The organism is Methanolobus sp. ZRKC5, assembly GCF_038446525.1.
Taxonomy (GTDB): domain Archaea; phylum Halobacteriota; class Methanosarcinia; order Methanosarcinales; family Methanosarcinaceae; genus Methanolobus.
Map to the genome: position 1 here is coordinate 2,871,464 of NZ_CP151792.1, position 13,738 is coordinate 2,885,201.

Sequence of the window (13,738 nt, forward strand, 5' to 3'; positions counted from 1 at the left end):
GGTGAAAGAAACGAACTCATTTGCAAATTATGTGTGAAGAAAATATCATCAAATTAGAATGGGAGGATTTATAAGCTAATTATTTAAAGATAAAAAAATATATAAATAAAGATTCATAAGTTGCAATAATACAATTTAGGACGGATTCGACCATGACAATTTCAATTGGAAATAAGATATTAGGGGATAGAAAGGTATGTCACATCGAGATAGGATCATTGATAATATGATCAAAGCACACAGGATAGGGGCAATGTGTATCTTTACACTATTGTTAATTACCATCGCTAGCATGCCTGCTCTTGCAGCAGAAGAAACAATCAAAATAGGAATTGAAGAATATAACCCAATTACATTCGTGGAAGATGGAGTTGTAAAAGGATTCAACGTAGATATTATTGAATACATCTCCGAAAAAGAAGATTGGGAGATAGAATATGTACCAAGTACGTGGTCAGAATGTATCGAGAATCTTGAAAGTGGCGAGATAGACCTGATAATGACAATGGTCTACACAGAAGAAAGGGATAAAAAATACGATTACGCATCTGAACCATTCATCAATGATTGGGCACAGGTCTTCATAAGAAGTGATACGAAGATCCATTCCATAACAGACCTTGAAGGAACGACAATAATAGGGATCACAGGTGAGCAAACCACGACATGGTTTAAAGAACATGCTGAAATGTACGAACTCGAGTATGAGCTGATAGAGGCTCAATCGATCAGCAGCTCATTGGAAATTATGGATGCGGAGGCTGCAACTGCAGTATTACTTTCTAGGATTTCAGGTAATGCTATGTCAGCAGAATATGAGATAGTGGGCACACCTATAGAATCGCCACCTATCAAGATACATGCAGTTGCTTTAAAAGGAAATGATCAGGAAGTGCTATCGACCATTGGAAAGCATCTGGAGGTCATGAAAGAGGATAAAAACTCTTTTTACTACACTACGTATGACAAATGGTTCCCAACTCTCACATCAAATGTGATCCCAAGCAGCATTATAATAATTCTAAAAATAATTACCGTATTGGCAGTCATTTTTCTAACAATAAATCTGATCCTTCGCAAAACTATCCAGAAAAAGAGAGATGAAATCGAACAGACAGAAGAAAAGTACATCTGAAATGATGGATTTGATGAAGAATATTCACACAGGGGAGAATTTGAAAGAGTGCACAAGAACATAAAATGGACAGTTAAATTTGACATTAGGGGGAATGAAAAATCGAAGCAAAAAACTGTGTTCGATTATGAATTTTATAGCATATCAATTGATTGTAACTACAAATTTGCAAAATGAGGTGAAAGAAACGAATTCATTTGCAAATTATGTGTGAAGGAAATATCGTCAAATTAGAATGGGAGGATTTATGAGCTAATTTGATAATCTCAATTCGGCAACTTTCAAAAACCGATTCTTATTTAAGTATTTAGACCAATACCACGCTGCAAATCAAGGTTATTTTTACTACTAAAGAGATAAAGTTATTGAGGTTCATATGAGCGATATTTTACGCAGAGGGCGCCTGTCTTCCACTCCTGACAAGGATATAATGGATTTTACATCTTCAATGGCAGCTGACAAATGGATATTTGAGGCTGATGTTCTGGTGGATATGGCACATAGCATCATGTTAAAAGAGCAGGGAATTATCAAAGAAGAAGATTGCAGTGCTATTCTTCAGGGTCTTTTTAAGATAAAAGGTGAGGGAATAGAGGCTCTTGATTATAGTTATGAAGATATTCATATCTCACTTGAGGCCAGACTTATTGACATGGTCGGTGAAGAGGTAGGTGGCAGAATGCATTCTGGTCGTTCCCGCAATGATGAAGTTGCAACTTGTATAAGGATCAGATTAAGGGATGAGTTGCTTTCTCTTATGGAAGAACTGGTTGCATTGCGTGCTTCTCTTATCGATAAAGCTGCAGATAACATCAATACTCTTATGCCGGGTTTTACACACCTGCAACATGCACAACCAACAACATTGGCTCATCATCTAATCGCACACTCTGATGCTCTGTCAAGGGATACAGCCCGTGTTTCAGATGCATTTTCAAGGGTAAATAAAAGTCCTCTTGGAGCAGCAGCTTTTGCATCAACTGGCTTTGATCTGAACAGGGAAAGGACTTGTTCTCTCCTTGGTTTTGGGGGAATTATTGAAAACTCAATGGATGCTGTGAGCAGCCGTGATTTTCTAATAGAATCCGCTTCTGTGATGGCCAATATCATGATAAATCTCAGTAAGATGGCAGAGGAGATCGTTATATGGTCCAGTACAGAATTCAATTTCATAGAATTGGATGATATGTATGCTTCTACATCATCAATTATGCCCCAGAAGAAAAATCCGGATACTGCCGAACTCATGCGAGGTAAGTCAGGTGTTGCTGTGGGCTCTCTCATGACACTTTTGACCATTTGCAAAGGTCTTCCATTAAGCTATAACCGAGACCTTCAGGAAGCCACTCCAAATGCATGGCGTTCAGTTGAAACGACTCGAAGTGCTGTTCGTATCATGGCAGGAATGATCGGGACCATGAAGGTGAATGTTGAGGTTATGGCAGCACAATCAAGTACAGGGTTCACAACAGCTACGGAATTAGCTGACACAATGGTAAGGGCTGCTGGAATTCCATTCAGGACCGCACATCAGATAGTCGGAGTTCTTGCAAAGGGTGACGGAAATCCTTCTCTTGCCGAGATTGATGAAGTCGCACAGGATGTTCTTGGTGGAAGTCTAAGTTCCAGAGGTCTGACTGCAGAGATGATCACAGAAGCTCTTGATCCAATACTGAATATTAATAAGAGGAACGTGACTGGTGGGCCAGCTCCAGATGAGATCAGCAGGGCAATCGCTGCACGTGAAGACACTCTTGAAGAAGAAAAGTTTGCAATAGCTGAGTTGAACATAAGGATTGAGAATTCTCTTAGCCGATTATTTGCAGCAGCGCAGGAATGTATTGATCAGCAGGGAAAATAATTATCGTTATTATTGAAGGGATATCATGTCAAAGAATTGTATGTTGCATAGCAGAACATTTGAAGAGGGCGACCGAGTAAAGGTTGAGAAAGATGGTGTTGAGTATGAAGGTATAGCAATGCCCAGCACCACCGGACATATTGTGATCAAGATGGTCAGTGGTTACAATGCTGGTATTGACCCACGAGGTGCTACTGTTTCCGTGATCCAGCTAAAAGAGGATATGGAAGTTTCCGTTAAACCAGCTCAAAAAACGGAGATAGAAACAAAGGGAAAATCCACTCTTCCGAAAGTGTCTATCCTGTCTACGGGTGGAACCATTGCCAGCAAAATAGATTACAGGACTGGTGCTGTGACCTCACAGTTCTCGGCAGATGATATTTTGCAGGCTATTCCTGAACTTACCGAAATCGCAAATTTCAGTGGAAAGGCTATCTACAATATTCTTTCTGAGAACATGAAGGCTGAGTACTGGCAGGAACTTTCAAGGGCTGTTGTGGAAGAGATAAAAGGCGGTGCTAATGGTATAATAATAGCCCACGGCACTGACACCATGATGTATTCTGCCGCAGCATTGTCATTCATGATTGACACCCCAGTGCCAATTGTGTTTGTAGGTTCACAGAGAAGTGCTGACAGGCCAAGCAGTGACAATGCTATGAATGCAATTTGTGCTGCAAAGGTTGCTGTAAGTGACATTGCCGAGGTTACAGTTGTCATGCACAGTGAAGCATCAGACGACAAATGTTCAATTCATCGTGCAACCAAGGTACGCAAGATGCACACATCCAGAAGGGATGCATTTAGGTCGATCAACTCCGAGCCTATCGGCTATGTGGACTATTCCACAGGAGAAATTCTTACGTCACTTCCTTACGTTAAAAGAGATGAAAAGGAACTGGCAATCAGTGATTCTCTTGAATCCAAATGTGCCCTTGTGAAATTCACTCCGGGTGCAAGCCCTGATATACTGGCCTACTTCATTGATGCAGGTTACAAAGGCATAGTTATTGAAGGTACGGGACTTGGGCATGTATCAACTGACTGGGTACCACAGTTAGAGAGAGCCACATCACAACAGATTCCTGTTATAATCACTTCCCAGTGCCTTAATGGTCGGATATGTGACAGAGTCTATGATACAGGCAGGGACATATTGAAAGCCGGTGTCATCGAAGGTGAGGATATGCTACCTGAAGTCGCTCTTGTCAAGATGATGTGGGTACTTGGGCAGTCAGATAGTTATGACACTGCAATGGATATGTTGAAAGATAATATCAGGTCCGAGATAAATGAAAGAAGCTGTGATTGAATCTTAATATTTGTTCCTGACGGGAGCAAATCACTATAATTTTTAGTAATTAGGTTTATAACGCATAAATTAGCTATTGAAGCAAATCAGTTATTATAATAATATTAGTTAAATCAGGTGAATTATATGTCATTAGCAGCTCTTAGAACGCATTATACGTCACAGATCAACCCGGAGGAATTGGGTGACCAGAAGGTCACTGTCGCCGGATGGGTACATGAGGTACGTGACCTCGGTGGAATTTGTTTTGTTGTGCTCAGGGACCGTGAAGGAAGGGCCCAGATCACACTGGTGAAAAAGAAGACTGATCCGGAACTTCTGGACCAGGCAAGGAAACTTGTCAGAGAATCAGTAGTATCTATTACAGGTAGCGTTAAACCGGAAGGAAAGGCTCCAAATGGATACGAGGTCATTCCTGATGAGATAACAGTTCTCAACGAGGCTGAGTCACCACTTCCAATGGATACAACCGGAAAGGTTGAAGCTGAACTTGACACTCGTCTTGATTCAAGGTTCATCGACCTTAGAAGGGAAAGGACCACAGCTATCTTCAGAATAAGACATGAAGTACTTCGGGCTGTCAGAGGTTTCCTCACAGATACCGGGTTCATTGAAACTTCCAGTCCAAAAGTCGTGGCAACAGCAACAGAAGGTGGAACATCCCTTTTCCCGATCACATATTTTGACAGGGAAGCTTTCCTCAACCAGAGTCCTCAACTCTTCAAACAGATCCTTATGTCTGGTGGGCTTGACAGGGTATTTGAGATTGGTCCTATTTTCAGGGCAGAGGAACACGACACCCGCAGGCACCTTAACGAAGCAACATCAATTGATATAGAAGCAAGCTTCTGTGATCACTTTGATGTAATGGAAATCCTTGAAGAGATGGTAGCTTACGTATATGAGCAGGTAATTGAGAATGCATCCGATTCACTCACATCTATTGGTGTCGAGCTAAAGGTACCAGCACTTCCTTTCAAGAGAGTTACCTATGATGAGGCTATCGAAATCGTCAATGCAAACACTGACGAGATGCTCAACTGGGGAGATGACCTTGGTACTGCTGCAGAACATACCATTGGTGAGTATGTTTTCAAGGAAACCGGTGAATCACACTACTTTATCATTGACTGGCCAACCGAGATAAAGCCGTTCTACGCAATGCCTTATGAGGACAATCCACTTCTTTCAAAGGGATTTGACATGATGCACAGGACAATGGAACTCTCATCCGGTGCACAGCGTATACACATTCCTGAGCTTCTCATAAGCAGAATTGAGTCACAGGGTCTTGACCCAGAAGGATTCGAGTTCTATCTTAAGGCTTTCAGGTACGGTATGCCTCCACACGCAGGATGGGGTATTGGATGTGAAAGGCTTGTCATGACCATGCTTGGTGTTGAGAACATCCGTGATGTCGTACTCTTCCCAAGAGACAGGCGAAGACTTTCTCCATAATAATATATCCACAGGATGAATATTTCATGAAAGAAAGAAATCCAGTCGGAGAAAGTCCGGAAAAGAAGGCTGCAGGATTTGCAGCTGCTGACCTTGTCAAAGATGGTATGGTCGTCGGTCTTGGTACCGGCTCGACCACCGCATACACAATAGCCGAGCTTGGAAGGCGTGTTGCCGGTGGACTTGACATCATTGCAGTTGTAACATCATACCAGTCAGAAATGCTTGCTATTGAAGCAGGTATTACCCTGACATCACTTGCTGAGCATCCAGAGCTCGATGTAGCTATCGATGGTGCTGATCAGGTTGATGGTGCCTTGAATGTTATCAAGGGCGGTGGTGCTGCACACACACGTGAGAAGGTCGTTTCACATTCTGCAAAGCGCTTTGTGATAGTTGCTGACGATTCAAAGGTAAGTGAACAATTGAATCACTATGTTCCACTGGAAGTGCTTCCTTATGCAAAAGAATTTGTATCAAAAGAGATAAGGAAAATCGGAGGAGACCCGGTGCTGCGTCTTGCATCAAGAAAAGATGGTCCGGTTATATCCGATAATGGAAATTTCATAATCGATGCAAGCTTTGGTGTAATTGAGGATCCAATTGCTATGTCTACTGTTCTTTCGCAGATCACTGGCATTGTAGAGCATGGCATCTTTACCAATACTGACGAGGTCTATATTGGCAATAAAGATGGTTCAGTCACCATACTGAAGTAAAAACAAAACAGAAAATTAGTTTTTACATAATTAAATGGATATCCTGATCGATTCGATCAGGAATTATTTTTATCGTCAAGTGGACAGGCACACATTTCAAACAATGCTTCTTCTCCTGTGCGTGAACCCCTGGCTACGAGTATATCACCTGACTGGACAACTGTTCTTTTGTTAGGTCTGTAAACCCACCTTTCCCCTCTTTTAATTGCCATCACATGTACACCAGTTTCAGTTTCAAGCTTTAACTGACCAAATGTCTTCTCGACAATTGGTGAGCAGTCCTGAACAATCAGTTTGGTGATAACCTCGTCGGATTCTCTGACAGCTATGGTTATTATTGGGTGCAGATCGATATCTCTGAGAACTGTATCTGCGATGGTGTAAGCGGCATCTGAGATTGCTTCAGCAGAATTTGCAAGCTGCAGGAGTCCACGAAGAATGTTCACATCAGGAACATGTTTTGCAGTTTCGAGTACCCAGTGCTGGAGCTCATGCTTCATGGAGTCCATTTCGGATTCAAGAGCTTTTACTTCATGCGCAATGTCTTCATTGTCGAATAACAGGGCAGAATAGGCAAGTCCTACGGAAAGTTCACCCATGTTCTTCATTTCCACAATAATATCAACAGCTTTCTCAAGATCTATCAGGAATCTCTCATGCTGCATTTCCCTTGGTACATACTTGAGATTTGTTACAAGTTCAATAAAAAGAGGAACACCTTCATCATGACCACGTGCAAAAAGCACATCATCAGGTCTTATGCGGGTATGATGACTCGGATCATATATCCATTCATCATTTCTGCGAATGGCGATTATCCACATTCCGGCTTCAGTATCGAATTCAATATCTTCCAGATTTCGACCTGCAATTACCGAGTCTTCACCTACAGTTGCCCTGGCAATAGTTTCGTCAGCTTCCCTCATTGCAAGATTTAGTTCCCTGGGGATACCCATGTCCATTAGAACGATTTTGGCAATGTCGCCGGCTGCATTGGATATGTTTTCAGATGCACGAGCCACCTGAAGCACACCGGACATCTCTTCTGCCTCTTCAACACGTCTTGTACTGAGCATGGCTGCTATTTTCATGTGGTAATCAAGTGTATCCATCTTTTCTTCAAGACGGATCACTTCTTCTGCAATATCCTCGTCATCATAGACCATAGCTGAATACGCAAGGTCTACCATGAGTTCGGATGTATCCTTCATCTCTGTTAAAAGGTCTTTGAGATTGCGTGGAATATACTTTATTTCCTTGGGACTCATAGATTTCTACCGTTCATTTATTCTTAATCTGTATTTGGCTTTAAATTATATTATATTTTAGATTATGTTCAGGATATGTATGGTTACGAATATTCCGATGACACCTATAAGGTCGCCAAGGGTGGCGATAAGTGGAATTACTGTGTCATCGGGGTCCACCCCAAACCTGTGAGATGCAAATGCGATTGTGATGGTGGCTGAAAAGACAGCCAGTAGCTCAAATGAGCCGGCTATAAGGCACAGGGCCATGAGTGTTATGAATGGAAGTCCAATTCCAAGAATTGTTCCTGTGATCCATACTACTATACCCACAAAGAAGCAGGCACTAAGCCCTACTATAAGGGCTGCAAGAACACTGTTGCGGACAACCGGGTTTCTTCGAAGATGACTTCCAAGACCCATGTGAAAGGATGATGACAGTCTTGCACCGAGCATGCTTCCTGTATCTCCCCCAATCTTGATCAGTGCAGGTATGAGCACAAGTATGATGGGCATGGAGATCAGTTTCTCAATTTCAATATTGAGTATCTGGCCTGCGAATATGCCTATGACCGATGTGAGCAGAAGAATGGGGAAGCCTCTGGCCAATATTCCTTTGACTGTATAGTAGCTCATATCATAAGCACCACCTTTGCAGCCAGAAAGAGCATTATCATGGATACGATGTCACCAATGGTGGCAATAGCAGGAGTTACCACGTTATCCGGGTCAAATCCGAAGCGGAACATACCAAGTGCAAGCAGGACCGCAACGAATGCAAGGATGAGCCCTGAAGATACTCCGGCTATGACAGCGATCAATGTCAAGGTGAATGCTCCTGCACTTTGCAGGCCAAGGCCCACGGTTATAAGATGACCTACTATTCCAAGTATAAAAGACATCGTCAGACTCAATAAGAGGGATCCTGAAACATTGTTTATAAGTTCAGGATTGCGGTCTATCTTTGTGATAAGGCCCATGTGTATGGCACTTCCAAGACGTGATCCCAGTGTGCAGGATATGTTCCCTCTCATGCCAAGTACAGCGGGTGTGATGACTATTAATCCTGGTATTAGTTCCAGCTCATTGCTCATGCCTGATAAAATAAGTCCTGAAATAACTCCTCCAATGGTTGCCATGAGTTCAAATGGTAAAGCCTCACGTACAATGGACCGGATACTACCGTAATCACCAATGTACTCCTCGACGAGTTCTATCTCGTAGTCTTCGTCTTCGTCACTTGAATCGTAAGGCATTATTGCCCTATTTCACTTTGTTAGTATTTAAATACATATCAGCACTCTTTTTCAGGATATCGTATCCTTCATGGTGAAACATAAAAGACATAAGACATGTCAACATTTGTAGAAAAGAGGAAAATATCATGCTAAAACATATTGTTATGTGGAAATTAAAGGAGCAGGCTGAAGGAAATACCAATATCAAGAATGCTCTGTTCATGAAGGAAATGCTTGAGACTCTCAAGAATTCGATACCTGAGATTGGGATGATCGAGGTGGGAATTAATATCAATTCTTCGGCTGTTGCTTACGATGTTGTTCTTTATTCCGAGTTTAAAAATGAGGAGGCATTTAAGATTTACCAGGACCATCCTGAGCACCTGAAGGTTGCCGAATTTGTTGGCAAGATCAATGAGGGCAGGGTTGTTGTGGACTATCTGGATTGAGTTCCTTCAAACTTTCATTTTTGAGATATATGTATGGATAAATAGGTGCCATTGGAAAGGTGGATGTGCATGAAGGTTTCTGTTATACTCGGTCATCCTTATGAAGGGAGCTTCAATCATGCTATTGCAAATACTGTAGTTAGTACTCTGGATTCTAACGGACATGATGGTTGTTTCCATGATTTGCATAAGGAAGGTTTCAATCCACTTCTCCAGGGTAAGGAGTTGGTAACTGACCAATCAGATGATCCACTTGTTCAATCACATTGTTCTGAGATCAGGGAGGCTGATGGAATTGTTATCATCCATCCAAACTGGTGGGGGCAGCCTCCGGCCATGCTGAAAGGATGGGTGGATCGTGTACTAAGAGAAAAGATAGCATACACGTTTGCAGAGGATGATGATGGCTCGGGTCTCCCCATCGGTCTTCTGAAAGCAAAGGCTGCTGTCGTATTCAATACTTCTAATACACTAGAGGAAAGGGAGAACACCGTTTTTGGCGATCCGCTGGAGAGGATATGGAAGGACTGTGTTTTTGATTTCTGCGGGGTCACTAATTTTCATCGCAGGATTTTTAGGACTATTGCGGGCAGTTCCGCGGAAGAGCGACAGGAGTGGCTTGCTGAGGTGGAAAATATGGTAAACATTAATTTCCCGCAAGATGATATTTGTTTAAACGGAGGAATGTCATGAGAATACCTGGGAAAAGTAACTCTCATATACGAATGCATTATGGATAAAGTTGCAATTAGCAGGAGTGAAATCACTGAAATGACTGGTAAATTTTTAGGATACTAGTAGTCTGCATGCCTGTTATCTTAGCTAAAAAGGGCAGAAACAAAAGTTTTAGTTCATTTTTCCCGTTTCCATCAATAAAGGTTATATACAACTAGTTACATTAAGGAGTTGCTCGAGGGCGAAACCGTCACCGAACAACTTTATTCGCAAACAATGTGGGCCCGTGGTCTAGCTGGTTATGACATCGCCTTTACACGGCGAGGATCATGAGTTCGAATCTCATCGGGCCCACCAATAAAATCTCTTTTTACTGATATTGATTCTTGTAATAGTGATAGCTGTTTTTCTAGTGATTCTACTCTTAATTCAAGGTCTGAGTTACTACTGGGTTGTACAACTTGCAGTTCACCATCGAATTCTTCATCTAATGATATAATAAACAAAGTCTTGCCATTGCATTCGGTTTTGAATATGTGGGCAGTTTCACCAATTAAATCTGTGTATGATTGTGGCAATCTGATCAATGGATATGTAATATTCTTTTTAGGGCTGAGCCTTGTGATTTTGGATTTACCTATGGATTTCATTAACTATTACCTTCTTAATAAGAGGTTGTTATATAATATTTATATAACCAGTGATTGATTATGATTCCAAAAATCATCAATATCTACACAAAATAAGAAAATATTATATGCCATTGAAAAATATTAGTGAGCTAATATGCATTAATCACCATCAATTTACTGGCCCTGCATAACCCCACGAAAAATAACACACATTAGATAAACACAGTGGATAAAATCATATGAGTACCAATCAGAGTCCAGAGCAGAAGGCCAGAGATATCATCGATAGAAAACTTAATTCCTCTGGCTGGGCAGTGCAAGAAAGAGATAAAATCAATTGGAATGAATCCTCAGGCATTGCTATCAAAGAATACTGGACCGATGTGGGACCGGCTGATTATGTGCTTTTTGTAGAAAAATCACCTGTTGGAATCATAGAAGCAAAAAGAGAGGAAGAAGGCCATCATTTGACTGCCGTTGAAGGGCAATCTTCTGAATATGCAGCGAGCAAGCTGAAGTACCTGAATAATGATCCCCTGCCTTTTGTATATGAGAGCACGGGGGGAGTGACGAGATTCACAGATTACCGTGACCCTAAGCCAAGGTCAAGGTCTGTTTTTTCATTTCATCGACCTGAAACATTCAGAGAATATCTCAAAAAAGGACATTCTTTAAGGGAAAGGCTGCTTTCAATACCGGAGTTAAGAATTGAAGGATTACGCGATTGTCAGATTATGGCAATTAACAACCTCGAGAATTCTTTCAAGGATAATCATCCAAGGGCTTTGGTCCAGATGGCCACAGGTTCCGGGAAAACCTATACTGCTATTACTTTCATTTACCGCTTGCTAAAGTATGCGGATGCTAAGAAAATACTGTTCCTTGTTGATACCAGAAACCTTGGCGAGCAGGCAGAGCAGGAATTTATGGCTTATTTGCCAAATGATGATAATCGCAAATTCACTGAGTTGTACAATGTGCAGCGCTTGCGTTCAAAATTTATTTCTTCGGACAGCCAGGTATGCATTTCCACTATCCAGCGTCTGTATTCCATTCTTAAAGATGAGGAACTGGATGAAGAATCTGAAATTGAGAATCCTGCCGAGAAGAAATGGCAGCCAAAGGAACCTCTTCCTGTAGTCTATAATGAGAAAATTCCTATTGAAGAATTTGATTTTATCGTGGTTGATGAGTGCCATCGTTCCATATACAACCTGTGGCAGCAGGTAATTGATTATTTCGATTCTTTTTTGATAGGTCTGACAGCCACCCCGGATAAACGGACTTTTGGTTTTTTCAATGAGAATGTTGTGAGCGAGTACGGTCATGAGGAAGCGGTGGCTGATGGTGTGAATGTTGGATATGATGTTTACACTATTGAAACGGAGATCACAAAGAACGGAGCAAAGATCGACGCAAAGGAATTCGTAGACAGGCGGGAGAAACTGACCCGCAGGAAAAGATGGCAACAACTGGATGAGGACTTCAAATATAATGGTAAGCAACTGGACAGGGATGTGGTTAACCTCAGCCAGATAAGAAATATTATACGGACTTTCAGGGATAAGCTGCCTGAAATATTCTCGGGAAGGGAAGAGGTTCCAAAAACACTGATCTTTGCCAAGACCGATAGCCATGCGGATGATATTATCCAGACCGTCCGAGAAGAGTTCGGGGAAGGTAATGATTTCTGCAAGAAGGTTACCTACAAGGTTGAAGAAGATCCGAAGTCTGTGCTGTCGCAGTTCCGTAATGATTACAATCCAAGAATTGCTGTGACGGTGGATATGATAGCCACAGGTACGGATGTTAAGCCGCTGGAATGCTTATTGTTCATGAGGGATGTGAAGAGCAAGAACTATTTCGAGCAGATGAAAGGACGTGGAACCCGGACAATGGGATTCGATGACCTGAAGAAAGTGACACCTTCGGCGGTTTCGGCTAAGACTCATTTTGTGGTAGTGGATGCTGTGGGAGTCACTAAGTCCCTGAAGACCGATAGCAGACCGCTGGAGCGCAAGAAAGGCATTGCTTTAAAAGACCTGCTGGCAGCTGTGACCTTTGGTGCTCAGGACGAAGACCTTTACATTTCACTTGCAAGCAGGCTGGCAAGACTGAACAAGCAAATCAGCGATGAAGAGAGAGAGACATTTGCTGAAAAATCTGGTGGAAAGGATATCACTGTGGCTATCAGAGACCTGTTCAGTGCCTACAATCCTGATATCATAGATGCCACAGCTGCCGGTATTAAGCAGCAGCAACCCCAAATGACCTTAGACGTGGCACAGAAACATGCACAACAGGAATTGATAGATGTTGCAAGGTCAACATTTAACGGAAAACTGAATGATTATATCGAGAATGTACGCAGGGAGCATGAGCAGATCATTGATACGGTGAACATCGACAGTGTGACAACAGCCGAATGGGATAAGGATGCTGTGGCAAAAGCGGATGAACTTATCATTGACTTCAAAGCCTATCTTGAAGCCAACAGGGATGAGATAACAGCACTCAGTATATTCTACAACCAGCCCTACCAGCGCAGGGATGTCACCTTTACCATGATAAAAGAGCTGCTGGATAAGCTGAAGATGGAAAAACCCTATTTTGCACCCCAGAGGGTCTGGAAGGCTTTCGAGCAGCTTGAAAAAGTTAATGGAAAATCCCCAAAAAGCGAGCTTACAGCTCTGGTATCCCTTATCCGCAGGGTCACCGAGATAGACCCCATCCTCTCAGCCTACGACCTGACCGTGAACCGCAACTTCCAGGAATGGGTTTTCAGCAAACAGGCCGGAACCCTGAAGTTCAATGAAGACCAGATGAACTGGCTGCGCATGATAAAGGATTACGTTACCAATAGTTTCCATCTGGAAATAGACGATCTGGATTACACACCCTTCGATGCAATGGGTGGACGTGGCATGATGTACCAGCTTTTTGGCAATGAGATGAAAGGGATTATCAGCGAAATGAATGAAGCATTGGCGGCGTGAAGATGGAATAAAGAGT

10 protein-coding genes, 1 tRNA gene and 2 pseudogenes are annotated in these 13,738 nt (G+C 42.2%); 10 read left to right on the forward strand and 3 right to left on the reverse strand.

From position 1 onward, the window contains the following. Window positions 1–292: 292 nt before the first annotated feature. The 6 genes and pseudogenes from WN948_RS14010 to rpiA all read left to right on the forward strand — a co-directional run. A pseudogene (locus WN948_RS14010) lies at window positions 293–967 on the forward strand (transporter substrate-binding domain-containing protein); the annotation flags it as partial. A 156-nt stretch (window positions 968–1,123) separates the two neighbouring features. After that, a pseudogene (locus WN948_RS14015) lies at window positions 1,124–1,349 on the forward strand (ISNCY family transposase); the annotation flags it as partial. A gap of 162 nt (window positions 1,350–1,511) precedes the next feature. Beyond that, window positions 1,512–2,996, forward strand: a complete 1,485-nt coding sequence (argH, locus tag WN948_RS14020; RefSeq protein WP_342304797.1) for an argininosuccinate lyase — start codon at window positions 1,512–1,514, stop codon at window positions 2,994–2,996. 25 nt (window positions 2,997–3,021) lie between these two features. Continuing rightward, window positions 3,022–4,308 carry a Glu-tRNA(Gln) amidotransferase subunit GatD gene (gatD, locus tag WN948_RS14025; protein ID WP_342304798.1) on the forward strand — a complete coding sequence of 429 codons (1,287 nt, stop codon included), beginning with the start codon at window positions 3,022–3,024 and terminating at the stop codon, window positions 4,306–4,308. Between the two features lie 126 nt (window positions 4,309–4,434). Continuing rightward, a complete protein-coding gene (aspS, locus tag WN948_RS14030) occupies window positions 4,435–5,766 on the forward strand; it encodes an aspartate--tRNA(Asn) ligase (RefSeq protein WP_342304799.1) in 1,332 nt (443 codons plus the stop codon). 26 nt (window positions 5,767–5,792) lie between these two features. Further along, window positions 5,793–6,485 (forward strand): ribose 5-phosphate isomerase A, encoded by a 693-nt coding sequence (gene rpiA, locus WN948_RS14035; RefSeq protein WP_342304800.1) that lies wholly within the window; start codon window positions 5,793–5,795, stop codon window positions 6,483–6,485. A gap of 56 nt (window positions 6,486–6,541) precedes the next feature. On the opposite strand, the gene WN948_RS14040 is transcribed toward rpiA, so the two are convergent. Genes WN948_RS14040 through WN948_RS14050 form a run of 3 tightly spaced genes read right to left on the reverse strand, consistent with a single transcriptional unit; the run spans window position 6,542 to window position 8,988 of the window. Continuing rightward, window positions 6,542–7,753: a TrkA C-terminal domain-containing protein gene (locus WN948_RS14040; protein ID WP_342304801.1), complete on the reverse strand. Its 1,212-nt coding sequence runs from the start codon at window positions 7,751–7,753 to the stop codon at window positions 6,542–6,544. Window positions 7,754–7,810: 57 nt separating this feature from the next. Beyond that, window positions 7,811–8,368 (reverse strand): magnesium transporter, encoded by a 558-nt coding sequence (locus WN948_RS14045; protein WP_342304802.1) that lies wholly within the window; start codon window positions 8,366–8,368, stop codon window positions 7,811–7,813. Beyond that, on the reverse strand, window positions 8,365–8,988 hold the full coding sequence (locus WN948_RS14050; RefSeq protein WP_342304803.1) for a magnesium transporter: 624 nt from the start codon (window positions 8,986–8,988) through the stop codon (window positions 8,365–8,367). Before WN948_RS14050 ends, WN948_RS14045 begins: the two co-directional genes overlap by 4 nt. Window positions 8,989–9,116: 128 nt before the next feature. Between WN948_RS14050 and WN948_RS14055 the strand changes: the two genes are divergently transcribed. From WN948_RS14055 to WN948_RS14070, 4 genes are all read left to right on the forward strand, one after another. Then, window positions 9,117–9,419, forward strand: coding sequence for a Dabb family protein (locus WN948_RS14055; RefSeq protein ID WP_342304805.1), 303 nt, complete (start codon window positions 9,117–9,119; stop codon window positions 9,417–9,419). A gap of 69 nt (window positions 9,420–9,488) precedes the next feature. Next, window positions 9,489–10,112, forward strand: coding sequence for an NAD(P)H-dependent oxidoreductase (locus tag WN948_RS14060; protein ID WP_342304806.1), 624 nt, complete (start codon window positions 9,489–9,491; stop codon window positions 10,110–10,112). 262 nt (window positions 10,113–10,374) lie between these two features. Continuing rightward, window positions 10,375–10,451: transfer RNA gene (locus WN948_RS14065), tRNA-Val, on the forward strand. Window positions 10,452–10,965: 514 nt separating this feature from the next. Further along, entirely contained in the window at window positions 10,966–13,722 is a 2,757-nt protein-coding gene (locus WN948_RS14070) for a DEAD/DEAH box helicase family protein (RefSeq protein WP_342304807.1), read from the forward strand. The last annotated feature ends 16 nt before the right edge of the window (window positions 13,723–13,738 follow it).

Excerpts from the sequence above, each read along its gene's own strand:
- WN948_RS14070 (WP_342304807.1), top strand. The coding sequence starts at position 10,966 with ATGAGTACCAATCAGAGTCCAGAGCAGAAGGCCAGAGATATCATCGAT.
- WN948_RS14055 (WP_342304805.1), top strand. The coding sequence starts at position 9,117 with ATGCTAAAACATATTGTTATGTGGAAATTAAAGGAGCAGGCTGAAGGA.
- argH (WP_342304797.1), top strand. The coding sequence starts at position 1,512 with ATGAGCGATATTTTACGCAGAGGGCGCCTGTCTTCCACTCCTGACAAG.
- WN948_RS14040 (WP_342304801.1), bottom strand. The coding sequence starts at position 7,753 with ATGAGTCCCAAGGAAATAAAGTATATTCCACGCAATCTCAAAGACCTT.
- aspS (WP_342304799.1), top strand. The coding sequence starts at position 4,435 with ATGTCATTAGCAGCTCTTAGAACGCATTATACGTCACAGATCAACCCG.
- WN948_RS14060 (WP_342304806.1), top strand. The coding sequence starts at position 9,489 with ATGAAGGTTTCTGTTATACTCGGTCATCCTTATGAAGGGAGCTTCAAT.
- gatD (WP_342304798.1), top strand. The coding sequence starts at position 3,022 with ATGTCAAAGAATTGTATGTTGCATAGCAGAACATTTGAAGAGGGCGAC.
- WN948_RS14045 (WP_342304802.1), bottom strand. The coding sequence starts at position 8,368 with ATGAGCTACTATACAGTCAAAGGAATATTGGCCAGAGGCTTCCCCATT.
- rpiA (WP_342304800.1), top strand. The coding sequence starts at position 5,793 with ATGAAAGAAAGAAATCCAGTCGGAGAAAGTCCGGAAAAGAAGGCTGCA.
- WN948_RS14050 (WP_342304803.1), bottom strand. The coding sequence starts at position 8,988 with ATGCCTTACGATTCAAGTGACGAAGACGAAGACTACGAGATAGAACTC.